This is a genomic window from Kluyvera ascorbata ATCC 33433 (assembly GCF_000735365.1).
GTDB classification, from domain to species: domain Bacteria; phylum Pseudomonadota; class Gammaproteobacteria; order Enterobacterales; family Enterobacteriaceae; genus Kluyvera; species Kluyvera ascorbata.
In genome coordinates, this window is record NZ_JMPL01000052.1 from 1 (window position 1) to 13,907 (window position 13,907).

Genomic DNA, 13,907 nt, shown 5'->3' on the forward strand with positions numbered 1-13,907 from the left:
ATTCTAGCTCTTCTGTAACTTAAGCTACAGTAGCTAATATTTCTGATAGAAAATCTGTAAAGTTCGAAAATGAACCAAAGACATTTTCAGTACCTACATTATCTCTAATTTCAAACAGATTTGTTTTACTGTCGTACGTAAATATAGAAATGCTGTCATTGCCAATAACTATTCGCTCACTTAAATCAGGATTGATGTAATCATCATTACCCCTGTAAAAATCATTCATCACAAACAAATTTCTTACTAATGGCTCTGGTATGGATAGGCTAAACAAGATCAGCCCATCAAATTCAAATCCATCCATTGTTTCCAAGAAAGTAACATAATCAGGATGATTTACGAATAATATAAAAACTTCATCACCAAGTTTTTCAAGAATTGGGCTTAAGCTAGAAGTTGATTTTCGCTTAGTTATACTCTCTATGTATTGGTCTGTGATAGGCTCTTCTATTGGATAATTCCAATCGGTCATTTTGCTTTTTAAAGAATTCAGAATTTCACTAATATTATTACTCATTTTAATTCCTAATAATTAATTTAGCGGATAAATTGAACCAGTTGGCACAGCCCACGGTGTTACTTTACTCTCACCTACTATCATACCTCTTGTTACAGATGATTGCATATTGGTAAGCGCTTTATGGAATGGTTCATTTTCAACCAATGACAGGTTATCAAAAGCGTTAGTACTACTATCATCTAACGGTAACTTGTGGTGAACGCTCCAACCGCCAGGAACACCACCTTCTGACATACGCAATAAATCGCACGGATTAAACTTGCTTGCAGCTTCCGGTGTACCAGCTATATCCTTAAGGAAGCTCTTCCTGATAGAGCTATTAAACTCGCGTCTTAAAGCTGCTGCTTCAGTAGGATCGCGCTTAATATAGTTAATTTGCTTAATTTCCAATCCACCAAGCAACTTAGTTTCACCTCTTAACTTTCCTAAGTAATTATTCATCTCTTCATATAGTTTAGTATTAGATCTTTTAGCTAAAAGGATTGAAGCCGCTGCTATCGCTGTACCTGCTGTTTTTTCATTTAATACTTGGTCATAACCCTGTACAGCGTCACCGCCTAATTGCTCTGCAGTTTTCCTGAATCCTTCAATGTTTCCATTATAAATGCCGCCAGCAGCTAACAAACGTCCTGCTGCTTTACTGTTAATCGTTCTGGTGGCTTGAGCGTGTTGTATTGGAGCATCTGAATAATGAATCTTTTGTGTTGGTGCTGGTTTCCTTCCCTGATGGCTATCTAAGCACTTTCCGTAAGTATCTCTAACTTTCATCTCAAACCATTCATGCCAATGACTCATAAAGCAATCATAGATAAGATCACCTTTCTCATCAAAATAGAATGGATGCTTAAAGTAATCCCATTGTTCGGATTCATCTATTCCAATAAACCAGCCAATATCTATATTATGCTGTGTATGATCATAAGCACCGTCATACATACCATTACGTTTACGATCATACTTAGTTGAAAAGGAGGTGATAAATCCGCTCTTCCGCTTTGGCATTTGTTGGAGGCTAAAGTGAGAGTAGTTGTCAGAATCAAGATCGTAGTAAATTCTTGCTCTTTCAAAAGCTACTTCTGGCCTCAGTATGTATTGGAAATTTTCCGGGCTAAGCTCTCTTGCTGCATCCCATACCATCAATAATCTGAAATCGTGCATGTAGATCCCTCGCAATGTTAAGGGATTATGTTAGCATTGCTCGCTATGTGGTCAATTATTTATATTGTGAATGCGCACAACCAAAACATTTATTATTTGCATGTGTAATATCGCCACAAGCTGGAAGTAACGATAGGTGGAAAGGCATAATAACTTTCTTTCAATTCTTCTCTTATGCGGGTTTAAATGTTTTCTTTCTTCTATCGGTGCTTTTGGCTTTATCTTTTGGGTGCTGAAAAACTTGCTTATCTGCTATGAGAAATTTTCAGGGCGATATTTATCTTCACTTGGAGCTAAAAACGTGTTTTCTGTCATATATAGCTAAATAACTGCGCGGAATAGTGCTCCACTTTCGTTTAACCCATGTAGGGTAAGGCATTGGGGCCATTTTTCTGTCTAACCACGCTGCATTGAGCCTGTGGTGTGTTGTCCTTATGCAACATATCACATACCTGCAAATAGCAGATGTAGCGGTATTAGACGCAGCTATTTAGCATAGCTTTGCTGATATTCTTCTTGTTGATCAAGAAGGTACGAACGAACCCGGGTAGGCCCAGGGGGTCTGTTAACGAGTGCCAGCTTAATAACATGTGAAGAATACTTCCGTCAGAACTGGCAGTAAGTCCGAATATGCCAGGAACCTCTCTATGGAAGTTTGCTTGTGGCACAAAGCTAATTGTCATATTTACCTGCGGTCAGAACAGCAATCTATAATGTGAGAGACATTACATTTAAAAACAGCAACAACATTTGGGGCCTTTTCCTCCCAGGACCATTCCTGCGGATTTCCCACTAAAGCAGCCCGGCAGCCCCCTCGCCGGGCCAGATGCACTATAGCGCAGCGCGGATCATATCCAGCACCTGCATATTGCGGACGGTCTCATCGAGCGGGATTAACCGCGACGGCTCGTTGAGGATCGCACTGGAGAAGTGGCGGATTTCTGCCTGATAGCGATCTGATTCGCTGACCGGCAGTTCACGCACGCCTTCATTGGTATGCAAATACAGCGTTCCCGCGTCATCCAGGAACGGCTTATCAACCACCAGCATCCCTTTCGTCCCAATGATTTCCGCGTAGTTACGACCAAAGGCGTTAAAGCCGCAGTGGATATTGGCGATCAAACCATCGTCATATTGCAGCAGCGCAGACAGGTTAGTGTCCACGCCCTGCTCCGTTTCGCTCACCGCTTTGCAGCTCACCGGCAGGCGACCCGTCACCATACCGATAAAGTTCACCGGATAGCAGCCGACGTCATACAGCGCGCCGCCGCCGAGCGCAGGCTGCATTTTGATGGTGCCAGGTCGGTCGAGCAGGAAGCGGAACGAAACGTTAATATGGCGAAGTTCGCCCAGTTCACCGCTCTCAAGCACCTGCTTAATAACCCGCACCCGGTCGGTGTACTGATACATAAAGGCTTCCATCAGCAGACGGTTGTGCTGCTTTGCCACCTGCTGCATTTCGCGCGCTTCATCAGCGGTCAGGCCAATCGGTTTTTCGCACAGCACGTGCTTACCCGCTTCCAGCGCCCGGATAACCCACTCTTTGTGGAGCGAGTTCGGCAGAGGAATATAGACCGCCTGAATCGCATCGTCGGCCAGCAGTGCGGCATAGTCACCGTAGCTTTTTTGCCATTCACCGACCGGCAGTTCATCCCGATGGCGGGAAGCCACCCCGTAGACGCGAGCGTTATCGGCACGCGCAATAGCAGGAATAATGGAATTCTTCGCGATTCGGGCATAACCAAGAACGCCCCAGTTCACAACATCACTCATTCAATGCTCCTTCCGCCAACCCTGGTTAAAAAGTCAAAAACCCGCAATCGCGGGCTTCTGGCTCTGAATATAAGCAGACTTATAACGCGTTATGCGAGGCGCTGATGTTCACAGGCATACCGGAGCGTCTATCCAACGCCCCTCTTGCCCGGCTGCCATCTACGCCTTCACCCTGAGTAAAACTACGCAGTGCAGGCGTAATTGGCAACGGAACTTTGTTATCAGATTCATATTCTGCGCGGTTGCGCGACAATGGTTCATGAACTTCCACCCAGCGACTGCCGTCAGGCTCGGTAGTGTACTTCACCGCCTGGTCGATAATTTGCACCCGCGTCCCCACCGGCACGTTGTCAAACAGGTATTTAATATCGTCGTTGCGCAGACGGATACAGCCCTGGCTGACGCGAAGCCCAATACCGAAGTTCGCATTGGTGCCATGAATCGCATAAAGTCGACCGATATAAATGGCGTAGAGCCCCATCGGGTTATCTGGCCCTGCGGGAACAAAAGCCGGCAGGCTTTCACCGCGCTTGGCATATTCACGACGGGTGTTTGCCGTTGGTGTCCAGGTAGGCGCTTCCTGCTTACGCTCAACGGCCGTGACCCAGTTGCGCGGTGTTTCTCGTCCGGCCTGGCCGATACCAATCGGCAGCACCTCGACGGTATTCCCTTCAGGCGGATAATAGTACAGCCGCATTTCAGCGACGTTCACCACAATCCCCCGACGTACCGTGTCTGGCAAAATCAATTGCTGCGGCATCACCAGCGTGGAACCCGATTTTGGCAGGAAGACATCCACATTCGGGTTCGCCTCCAGCATATTGCTCAGCCCCTGTCCGTACTGCGCGGCAAAGGCCTCCAGCGGCAGGTGATTATCTTGCGGCACCGTGATGTTCAGCGTGCTGCCCACAAGACGGCTCCCTTCCGGTGGAAGCGGATAGGTCACAGCCAGCGCGCTCTGGCTACTAAAGGCCAGCGCTAACGCACACAAGAGTTTTACACGAGGTTTCATTTCCCTTTCCTCAATTCACGGCAGATGTGGATTGATTATAGCTTTTTTGCCCCATGGCGTTGCGTTTAACCGTATCAGAAATCATCCGGTTAAAGGTTAATCAGTTGTTACATTGAAACTGGCATACGCTTTTGTTTCATCATCGGCTGGCATACTATCGGGAAAAGCCGCACACAAGGAGCGAACGATGAGTAATACGGGTGTGAGTCTGACCCCAGAACAGGCGCTGGAGAAACTCCAGGCGCTGTACGATCAATCGGTAAGTGCATTACGTGACGCTATTCGTCTTTTTATTGACGACCGCTCGCTACCCAGTGCTGAAGCACGCGCGAATGGATTATTTGTCTACCCGCAGCTTTCTGTTTCCTGGAGCGGCAACGCGCATAAGGCGCAAAAAACGCGCGCCTTTGGTCGTTTTACCCACTCCGGCTGCTATACCACGACCATCACGCACCCGACGCTTTTTCGCAGCTACCTGCTCGAACAGCTAAGTCTATTGCATGAAGACTACGACGCGCATATTGAGGTTGGCCTGTCACAGCATGAGATTCCTTATCCCTACGTGATTGACGGCCTCAACCTCGACCGTTCGATGAGCGCCGATCTCACGCGTGTCTTCCCAACCACCGAGCTATCGCAGATTGGCGACGAAACGGCGGATGGCCTAACCCACGCCACCGATTTTTATCCTCTGTCGCACTTTGACGCTCGCCGCGTAGACTTCTCGCTGGCGCGCCTGCGTCACTATACCGGCACGCCGGTCGAGCACTTCCAGCCGTTTGTCCTGTTCACCAACTACACCCGCTACGTCGATGAGTTTGTGCGCTGGGGCTGCAGCCAGATCCTCGACCCGGACAGCCCGTATGTTTCACTCTCCTGCGCCGGAGGAATCTGGATTACCGCCGACACCGAAGCGCCGGAAGAGGCCATTTCCGACCTCGCGTGGAAAAAGCATCAGATGCCGGCCTGGCACCTGATCACCAAAGACGGACAAGGTATCACCTTGATCAACATCGGCGTGGGTCCGTCTAACGCTAAAAACATCTGCGACCATCTGGCGGTGCTGCGTCCAGACGTCTGGCTGATGATCGGCCACTGCGGCGGCCTGCGCGAAAGCCAGTCGATTGGCGACTATGTGCTGGCACACGCGTATCTGCGCGACGACCACGTACTGAACGCCGTGCTGCCGCCGGATATTCCGATCCCGAGCATTGCCGAGGTACAGCGCGCGCTCTATGACGCGACCAAGCAGGTTAGCGGTATGCCGGGCGAAGAGGTTAAACAGCGGCTGCGTACCGGGACGGTGGTTACCACCGACGATCGTAACTGGGAGCTGCGCTATTCCGCATCGGCGTTACGCTTCAACCTGAGCCGCGCCGTGGCGATTGATATGGAGAGTGCGACCATTGCCGCGCAGGGATACCGCTTCCGCGTACCGTACGGCACGCTGCTGTGCGTCTCCGACAAACCGCTGCACGGCGAGATTAAGCTGCCCGGTCAGGCAAACCGTTTCTATGAAGGGGCGATTTCAGAGCACCTGCAGATTGGCATTCGGGCCATCGACCTGCTGCGCGCCGAAGGCGACCGCCTGCATTCACGCAAACTGCGCACCTTCAACGAACCGCCATTCCGTTAAGCCAACCCCAGCCGGACGCTCGTCCGGCTTTTTTTACCAGACGCAGAAAAGCAAAAAGCCTGCTTAGTTTCCTAAGCAGGCTTCTTAAATATGGCTCCTCTGACTGGACTCGAACCAGTGACATACGGATTAACAGTCCGCCGTTCTACCGACTGAACTACAGAGGAATCGTGTGAACGAGGCGCATATTATCGATGTACCCCATTGTTGTCAAAGCCTGATTTGCACAAAATAAATCGTTTGCCGATTAATTCTTCGATTCGGTTGAAAACTGACTTTTCTTGCCGATTTTCCCCGCAATCAGGCCGTTACGCCGCATCAGTATTCTTTGCCTTCGCGTATTTCCACGCCCAGCGGCCGGTGATAAGGCGACGGTAGAACAGCACCGCGCGTGCGCCCCAGTCGAGGAACATCCCCATCCAGACACCGACTACGCCCCAGCCCAACAGAATACCCAGCACATAACCCACCACCACGCGACAGCCCCACATGCTCAGCATGGAGACCCACATGGCAAAGCGTACGTCTCGTGCTCCTTTAAAGCCCGCGGGCAGTACCCAGGACGCCGCCCAGATAGGCATAAACGCCGCGTTCATCCACAGCAGAATCTTCACCACGTCTTTAACATCCTGCTCGTGGGTATAGAACGAGGCAAACAGCCCGGCAAACGGTGCGGTACCCCAGGCAATCAACGTCAGCACGATGGTCGACATCCAGAACACATGGCGTAGCTGACGCTCTGCCTGGGCAAGCTGCCCGGTACCAAGACGTTTACCGGTGATAATGGTCGATGCCGAACCCAGGGCGTTCCCCGGCAGGTTAATCAGCGCCGCCACCGAGAAGGCGATAAAGTTACCGGCGATAACGTCGGTCCCCATTCCGGCCACAAACATCTGCGTTAGCAATTTACCGCCGTTAAACAGCACCGACTCCACGCTTGCCGGAATACCAATCCCCATCACTTCCCAGATGATGGCGAAGTTAAGCGGCTTGAAATAGCTTTTGAGCGGAATGCGCAGCGCCGGGTTAAAGCCAACCATCAGCACAATAATGGTCACCACCGCGCCAATATAACGAGAAATAGTTAGCCCCAGACCTGCCCCGGCAAACCCCATACCGTCCCAGGAGAATGCGCCATAAATCAGGAAGCTACTGATGATAATGTTGAGGATGTTCATCCCGCCGTTAATCATCAGCGGGATTTTTGTATTCCCTGCCCCGCGCAACGCACCGCTGCCAATGAGCGCAATCGCCGCCGCCGGATAGCTCAGTACGGTCAGTTCAAGGTAGGTCAGCGCCAGCCCTTTCACCTCTTCCGTGGCGTCACCAGCCACAATGTTAATAATCCCGGCGCCAAAATAGTGAATCACCGCCGCCAGAATGGTGGCAAAGATGGTCATGATAACCAGAGACTGCCGCGCAGCTGCCCTCGCCTTACGGCGATCTCGCTTGCCAAGACTGAAGGCAACCACCACCGTAGTACCAAGGTCGATAGCGGCAAAAAAGGCCATGATGACCATATTGAAGCTGTCGGCCAGACCCACGCCCGCCATCGCCTCTTTACCCAGCCAGCTCACGAGGAAGGTACTCAGCACCCCCATCAATAAAACACAGGTATTTTCCAGAAAAATAGGTACGGCAAGGGGGGTGATTTCACGCCAGAAGAGCACTCGATAACTTTTACGTTTTTTGTACCAGGGCGTGCGTGTGACTGCCTGGCGAAGTACGGCGGTGACGTTCAAAATGGGCCTTAGATCAGAAAGTTGAAACTCCATTTCAAATGATGATTGAGAAATGCCGATCCTGCAAAGCATTTTTCCTTAAAATTTGTTGGGAATGGCGACAAATTGTTGATGGAATAGGCAATCGCATCACAAGACGAGAATTGGTGTTTGACAAAAGTTTTTTCGCCGCTAAGATACGACTCCACAACGATTCCTCTGTAGTTCAGTCGGTAGAACGGCGGACTGTTAATCCGTATGTCACTGGTTCGAGTCCAGTCAGAGGAGCCACATTTAAGAAGCCTGCTTAGGAAACTAAGCAGGCTTCTTGCTTTTTAAACTTCCTCACGCTCCGCAATGCTGACCAGTATCGCCCCCAGTAACGCCAAATCAATCAACAGCGCAAAGGCAAAGCCGTAGCCATTAACACCCGGTGCCGAATTCGCCTGGATTAACCATGCCGCTCCAAGCGCTGCCACGCTGCTCCACACGCTGATATTGCTCTTGCTGGAATGAAATGGCCCATGAGCCAGCCCTAACCCCAGACCACCCACGACGATGCCCGGCAACAGCATTGCCCCCATATGCCCACCCAGCAAGGTCAATAGCACCAGCAGCCAGCCCGCCGCCGAGAGCATAAACCCATAGCGCGCTACGCCACCTTTATTGACCAACATCACCCCGGCCGCAAAACTCACGCCCAGCGCGGCAAGCTGTATCAGGCACATTGTGACATTCACCATTATCGAGAGCTTTATCAGCAGGCCCGCAGCGGCAATAGCCGTGCTTAGCGCTATCGCCCGCCCTGCGCGCTTTTCGGTTTTCGGCACATTACCGTTTACCCATACGTTCATTTCTCGCTCCTTACGCGACCATGAGATTAATTCATCACCTTTCACATGCCGTGTAGACTACTGCCGCGATAATAGGTAAAACAAACTCATAGTTTTCAGCCATAGATGAGAAAAACTCACCCATGAGAAAAGTCAGATTGCCACCGCTCGGCGCGCTGCGCGCCTTTCATGCGCTGGCTGAACAGCTGAGCTTCAAACGTGCCGCAGAGGTACTTGGCGTGAGCGCTACGGCGGTCAGCCATCAAATTAAACTGCTAGAGTCGGTGCTGGAGTGTCGGGTCTGTGAACGCAGTGCGCAGGGCGTCAGCCTGACCGAAAGCGGTAAACTACTTTATGCCGGTACACAACGCGCCTTTAGCGCGCTGGAAGAGGCTACCGCGCAGGTGCTTCAGACCCAGCAGCCACCCGCGTTGACGGTGACCACCACCTCCAATTTCCTCACCCACTGGCTGGTGCCGAGGCTTGCGGAGTTTAAAGCCGAATGCCCGACCATCGACCTGCGGCTGCATACCAGCGTTGAGCGTGTCGATCTCAGCCAGCGTACCGTGGATGTGGCGATCCGCTATCGTGAAACGCCGGAATCCGCGCTGCACTGCACGCTTCTGCATGCCGATAGGTTTATCGTGGTGGCAAGTCCTGCTCTGGCGCTTCAACGGCCCGAAGACCTATGCGGCGTGACGCTTTTCCACGTCGAAAATCGTCATGTCCCTGCTGATGAACCTAGTTGGGCTAACTGGAAAAAGCGCTATGGGCCTCAGGACTTGAACCTTCAGGCAGGATTGACCTTCAGCGATGAAACGCATGCACTACAGGCAACGGTCGCAGGGCAAGGCGCGGTCATTGCTAGCGAGCTACTGGCGAGGGATTTACTGCAACGTGGGGTACTGACGATGCCGTTCGACATGTCACTGTCTGGCGCAAATTACTATCTGGTGACAACCGAAGAGAACGCGCAGCGCCAGGATATTACGGCGCTACGCGAATGGCTTTTACGACAAATGGCTGGAGCGTAACCTTTAGGCAGGCAGCACAATATTGCTGCCTGCAAGGGTGCCCATGCGGTTGTACATAGTGCAAGCAGACTCAACAATATGCATCGCGATAGCCGCACCGCTTCCTTCCCCCAGACGCATCTCCATATGCAGATACGGTTTGAGTTCCAGATGTTCCAGTGCAATATGCGCCCCTTTCTCCGCCGAGAAATGGGAAGGGATCAGGTAAGGTTTTACCGCAGGTGCCATTCGGCAGGCCGCCAGCGCGGAAGCGTATGACAGGAAGCCATCCAGCACGACCGGCAGGCCGCAGGAGGCTGCACCCAGCATCACGCCGGTCATCCCCAGCAGATCGTAACCCCCCATTTGGTCAGCACATCAAGCCCGTCAGTTGCATCGGGCTGGTTTACCGCAATCGCGCGGCGGACAACCTCAACTTTATGCGTCAACTGCTCATGCGGCAGATTAGCGCCAATGCCCACGACCGCCTCCGGCTCGCTGCCGGTCAGAACGCTAACCACCGCCGCCGCTGGCGTGGTGTTGGCCATGCCGAGTTCACCAACGCCAAACAGGGTCACGCCCTGCTCTGCCAGACTGCGGGTATAGTTGATTGCCGACAGCAGTACGGTTTGCGCCTGCTCAGCGGTCATGGCGGCGGTCTGCGCAATATTGCCGCTGCTGCGGGCCACTTTCATATCGATAAGGCCGGGGATCGGGTCAGCATCAATACCGACGTCAATCACATGCACGTCCGCCCCCGCCTGCGCAGCAAGCACGCAAACGCCGGTATTGTGACGCGTCATATTAACAGCCTGAATGGCGGTCACTATCTGCGGTGAAATCGCGACGCCTTCATGCCACACGCCATGATCGGCGCACATCACCAGAATCGCTTTTTTATCGACGCGCGGCGCGCCCTTAAGCCCGGGCATGCCCGCTAGCTGTATCGCCAGTTCTTCCAACCGCCCAAGGCTGCCCGTAGGTTTTAAAAGCCCATCAATATGCTGCTGCGCATGCGCCATCGCGGCGCTATCCATTTCAGGGATAGCGGCCAGCAGTGTAGCCAGTGTTTGCATTGTTATTCCCACATTGTCATACGCTGGCTTACAAAAGCGCCAGCAAGAAAATCACTTCGCCCAGCTCAATACTTGCCCCCAGCGTATCGCCGGTTTGACCGCCTAGCGTACGCTTAAGCAGTTGACCCAGGATAAAGATACCGATAAAGGCCACCAGCAGTGCCCGCAGGCCATGCATGCCGAGCATTGCAGTGACCAGCGCACCCGCAATCACCAGAGTAACCCACGTCTGGCGGAAGCTTATTTTGCCGATAAACAGGTTCCCTAACCCCTCTTCACGCGCGTAGCGGTGGCGGTACATCATGAGCACCGATGCCGCGCGGCCAGCAACGCAGGCGCTGGCAATAGCCGCCAGCATAGGGACATCTCGCAGCGCCAGCTCACTCAGGGTAAGCACTTTCGCGAGCAGGACGAAAATCAGCGCCAATCCACCGTGGGTGCCAAGGCGGCTGTCGCGCATAATCTCCAGCATCTTCTCGCGACGGCGCGCGGAGAAAATACCGTCACAGGTATCCGCCAGACCATCCAGGTGGAAGCCGCCGGTCAGCAGCGCCAGCGCCAGTACGGTAAAGAATGCAGCCAGAGGAATGCCGCACCAGGCCTGAACCACTATAAACACCAGGCCGCTAATCGCACCTAACAGCAGGCCAATTACGGGAAAGGTGATAACACCGCTCACGTAGCGGTCCAGATCCAACCCCTGCGACCAGCGCTGTGGCACCGGTAGACGGCTCATGAAAGAGAGTGTGGCGAAAAAAAGTCGACTCATTTTATTTTGACTCCAATCCCTGAAACCACCAGCCAGACGTCATCTGCCGCCTGCGCCAGCTTTTGATTCACACGCCCGGCGATATCACGAAAATGCCGGGCCAAACGATTTTCGGGCACGATGCCCATTCCCACTTCATTGGTCACCAGCACAACTGGCGATGGGCAGCGCTTGCAGGCGGCTATCAAGGCATCGATTTCCACATTGACCTTCGCCTCAAGCGCCGTGAAGTCCCAATTATCTATCTCCTGCTCGTCACCCGAGGCAAACAGAATATTGGTCACAAGCGTCGTGATGCACTCCAGCAGAATGGCTTCTGCAGGATCGTTATGTGGCGTGATGATGTCGGCAAGGTGCTGCCAGCGCTCTTCGGTGCGCCAGTGTGCAGGACGGTTGTCCCGATGGTGCTGAATGCGCTCGGCCATTTCGGCATCGAAAATCCGCGAAGTGGCGATATAGCAAACTCGAGGCGAGCCGCTGAGTAACGTTTCAGCGTGACGGCTCTTTCCGCTGCGCGCGCCGCCGGTTACCAGAATCATGATTGCGCTTCCAGATGTTGCTGCATTGTAGGCGAGATCCTTTGATATCAATACGTTCCCACATCACTGTGGCTAATATATCAAACAGAAAGCTTTATACTCCGCATTGCTCGCGATGTCACTGGATTGTCGAAGAGGAGAGGGACTGGAAGGAATAAAACAAAGACCGGGTGGCGACGAAGCAACCACCCGTTAATGACGGTTACTCGCCTTTCTGCTCGCCCATCACTTTCAGTTTCTTGGAGATGTCGCGGCGTTCTTTGGACAGCTCGGCATTTTTGATGATGTAGTCATCAACGCGATCTTCGTAGTCGCCTTTCATGCTGGCGATGATGCCCTGAATAGCTTCAACGCTCATGCCTGGTTTGATGTAGTCGCTGAGGTTGTCCAGCAGCAGCACGCGTTTCTGGTTGTCACGGATCTTTTTCTCAACGTCCTGAATTTCACGCTGCAGCTTGTTCTTACGACGGAACAAACGTACGAACTCCAGTACGTCCTGAAACGAAGGTTTCGTGGTTTCCATTTTTATACCCCTGATATGTTGAGAGTCGGATTCGTTAAACAACGGCTACACGATAAGGTACACATTAGTCATATACCCTTCAACCTGTATGATTTTTCGTACTGCCGTTGTAGCAAACAATCATTTTTACTTTGGGTTCATCATAACCCTAAATCTAGCTGAATCGAAACAACCTGGCGCAAAAGCGCGTGCATCTGTCTTTTATTTACGCAACGCGCGGCACATCAGACTCGATAATAATTCCAGCTGACGCGCCAATTCCATGCTTAACCAGACGTAGCCATGAATGGAGGTCTCAGCCAGATTGTCGTCTTTGTATTCATTTACCAGTTGACGCAGCTCCGCGACAATTTCGTTGAGCTTTTCGCTGTTTGCCTTGATAGGACGTGGATTGCCTTCGTACAACGCGTGGGCAATCGCCAGCAGCGTGTCTTGCGTCATAAGCTGCGTTTCCCGGAGAGTATGGGCGTTGAGCATCAGCAGGTGACCATGGCGCGATGCCCAGTGGGCGTTAATTTGCAGCTCCAGCATACACACCAGGTTGCGGCTCACGGTCTGGATGGCCTCAAAAATACCCTTGTGAATATGCGTTTCTTTGCTCGCAGGCGTAATCAGACCGCGCATTTTCACGACGTCGTTGAGGACTTTTTGCAGATGTTTTTCCAGACGCGGTCGCTCGATAAGATTCGGTGACAGTCCCGCCTGATAGATACGGTTAAACTGGGTCACAAACGAAGCCATCTGGATTCGCCAGTGGATAAAAGCGCGCTGCGGCCAGATACCGGTGAAGAGCATCGCCAATAGGCAGCCAAAGATAACGTCGCCGCTTCGCCACAGCGCGGTGGTCATATCGCCCGCCGGTGCGCCAACTACCACACCGAGAGTAATGCCGATAAGCAGCGCCTGGTATGGTTTTTTGCCCAGCGCGAGCCAACCGCACAGGAACATCGCCGCAGCGCACCAGATAAGCATCAGCGGCAAAGAGAAGAGTTCAAGCTTCAGGGCTATCAGCCCGAGAGCCGAGCCGAACACCGTCCCACCAATGCGTTGAAACGCACGCGGCACCACGTTACCCCAAAAAGAGATGGGCCCCATCACCACCACCAGCGTGATCAGCGGCCAGGAGCCGTCAGGGATATCCAGCAAGCGGACCAGCAAAAAGGTCAGTACAAAGGCCAGAGCGATACGCGCCCCGTGCACGGTGCGGTAATTACGATATAAACGAATTTCAAAAGGGCTGAGTGACTTATCCGGACGCACACCCACTCTCCGACAAGACTAAAGCGCGAATTGTACCTGCTCCTGCATGAAGAAAGTAGCCCGGCCGATCA

Annotated in this window: 13 protein-coding genes, 2 tRNA genes and 1 pseudogene; 3 read left to right on the forward strand and 13 right to left on the reverse strand. The window is 52.3% G+C overall.

The window, feature by feature from the left end:
* Positions 1 to 19: 19 nt before the first annotated feature.
* The 4 genes from GKAS_RS13380 to ldtA form a co-directional block, all read right to left on the reverse strand.
* Positions 20 to 520 (reverse strand): YrhA family protein, encoded by a 501-nt coding sequence (locus tag GKAS_RS13380; protein WP_035894841.1) that lies wholly within the window; start codon positions 518 to 520, stop codon positions 20 to 22.
* 15 nt (positions 521 to 535) lie between these two features.
* Complete coding sequence (locus tag GKAS_RS13385; RefSeq protein ID WP_035894843.1) at positions 536 to 1,681, reverse strand: DUF8093 domain-containing protein; 1,146 nt, start codon at positions 1,679 to 1,681, stop codon at positions 536 to 538.
* An 831-nt stretch (positions 1,682 to 2,512) separates the two neighbouring features.
* Positions 2,513 to 3,454, reverse strand: coding sequence for a Gfo/Idh/MocA family protein (locus GKAS_RS13390; protein ID WP_035894845.1), 942 nt, complete (start codon positions 3,452 to 3,454; stop codon positions 2,513 to 2,515).
* A 79-nt stretch (positions 3,455 to 3,533) separates the two neighbouring features.
* A complete protein-coding gene (gene ldtA / locus GKAS_RS13395) occupies positions 3,534 to 4,466 on the reverse strand; it encodes a L,D-transpeptidase (protein ID WP_035894847.1) in 933 nt (310 codons plus the stop codon).
* A gap of 187 nt (positions 4,467 to 4,653) precedes the next feature.
* On the opposite strand from ldtA, the gene GKAS_RS13400 reads away from it, so the two are divergent.
* A complete protein-coding gene (locus tag GKAS_RS13400; protein WP_035894848.1) occupies positions 4,654 to 6,102 on the forward strand; it encodes an AMP nucleosidase in 1,449 nt (482 codons plus the stop codon).
* 91 nt (positions 6,103 to 6,193) lie between these two features.
* Here the strand turns inward: GKAS_RS13400 and GKAS_RS13405 are convergent.
* The 3 genes from GKAS_RS13405 to GKAS_RS25575 all read right to left on the reverse strand — a co-directional run bounded on the left by GKAS_RS13405 (position 6,194) and on the right by GKAS_RS25575 (position 8,032).
* A tRNA-Asn gene (locus tag GKAS_RS13405) sits at positions 6,194 to 6,269 on the reverse strand.
* Positions 6,270 to 6,410: 141 nt separating this feature from the next.
* On the reverse strand, positions 6,411 to 7,877 hold the full coding sequence (locus tag GKAS_RS13410; RefSeq protein ID WP_035894849.1) for an EmmdR/YeeO family multidrug/toxin efflux MATE transporter: 1,467 nt from the start codon (positions 7,875 to 7,877) through the stop codon (positions 6,411 to 6,413).
* The gene (locus GKAS_RS25575) at positions 7,853 to 8,032 is read right to left on the reverse strand and encodes a DUF5951 family protein (protein WP_220182504.1); all 180 of its coding nucleotides are present in this window, start codon (positions 8,030 to 8,032) and stop codon (positions 7,853 to 7,855) included. The genes GKAS_RS13410 and GKAS_RS25575 overlap by 25 nt, the downstream gene beginning before the upstream one ends.
* Before the next feature lie 6 nt (positions 8,033 to 8,038).
* Here GKAS_RS25575 and GKAS_RS13415 point away from each other — a divergent pair.
* Positions 8,039 to 8,114: transfer RNA gene (locus tag GKAS_RS13415), tRNA-Asn, on the forward strand.
* Between the two features lie 44 nt (positions 8,115 to 8,158).
* Here the strand turns inward: GKAS_RS13415 and GKAS_RS23465 are convergent.
* Positions 8,159 to 8,677: a hypothetical protein gene (locus GKAS_RS23465; protein WP_051910767.1), complete on the reverse strand. Its 519-nt coding sequence runs from the start codon at positions 8,675 to 8,677 to the stop codon at positions 8,159 to 8,161.
* A gap of 122 nt (positions 8,678 to 8,799) precedes the next feature.
* On the opposite strand from GKAS_RS23465, the gene GKAS_RS13425 reads away from it, so the two are divergent.
* On the forward strand, positions 8,800 to 9,690 hold the full coding sequence (locus tag GKAS_RS13425; RefSeq protein ID WP_035894850.1) for a LysR substrate-binding domain-containing protein: 891 nt from the start codon (positions 8,800 to 8,802) through the stop codon (positions 9,688 to 9,690).
* A gap of 3 nt (positions 9,691 to 9,693) precedes the next feature.
* On the opposite strand, the pseudogene cobT reads toward GKAS_RS13425, so the two are convergent.
* From cobT to GKAS_RS13450, 5 genes and pseudogenes are all read right to left on the reverse strand, one after another.
* Positions 9,694 to 10,745 (reverse strand): annotated as a pseudogene (gene cobT, locus GKAS_RS13430) (nicotinate-nucleotide--dimethylbenzimidazole phosphoribosyltransferase).
* Positions 10,746 to 10,773: 28 nt separating this feature from the next.
* A complete protein-coding gene (gene cobS, locus GKAS_RS13435) occupies positions 10,774 to 11,514 on the reverse strand; it encodes an adenosylcobinamide-GDP ribazoletransferase (protein ID WP_035894851.1) in 741 nt (246 codons plus the stop codon).
* Positions 11,511 to 12,056: a bifunctional adenosylcobinamide kinase/adenosylcobinamide-phosphate guanylyltransferase gene (cobU, locus tag GKAS_RS13440; protein ID WP_035894875.1), complete on the reverse strand. Its 546-nt coding sequence runs from the start codon at positions 12,054 to 12,056 to the stop codon at positions 11,511 to 11,513. The genes cobS and cobU overlap by 4 nt, the downstream gene beginning before the upstream one ends.
* A gap of 199 nt (positions 12,057 to 12,255) precedes the next feature.
* On the reverse strand, positions 12,256 to 12,576 hold the full coding sequence (locus GKAS_RS13445; protein WP_035894853.1) for a DUF496 family protein: 321 nt from the start codon (positions 12,574 to 12,576) through the stop codon (positions 12,256 to 12,258).
* 201 nt (positions 12,577 to 12,777) lie between these two features.
* Positions 12,778 to 13,836 carry an FUSC family protein gene (locus GKAS_RS13450; RefSeq protein ID WP_035894878.1) on the reverse strand — a complete coding sequence of 353 codons (1,059 nt, stop codon included), beginning with the start codon at positions 13,834 to 13,836 and terminating at the stop codon, positions 12,778 to 12,780.
* Positions 13,837 to 13,907 lie beyond the last annotated feature (71 nt).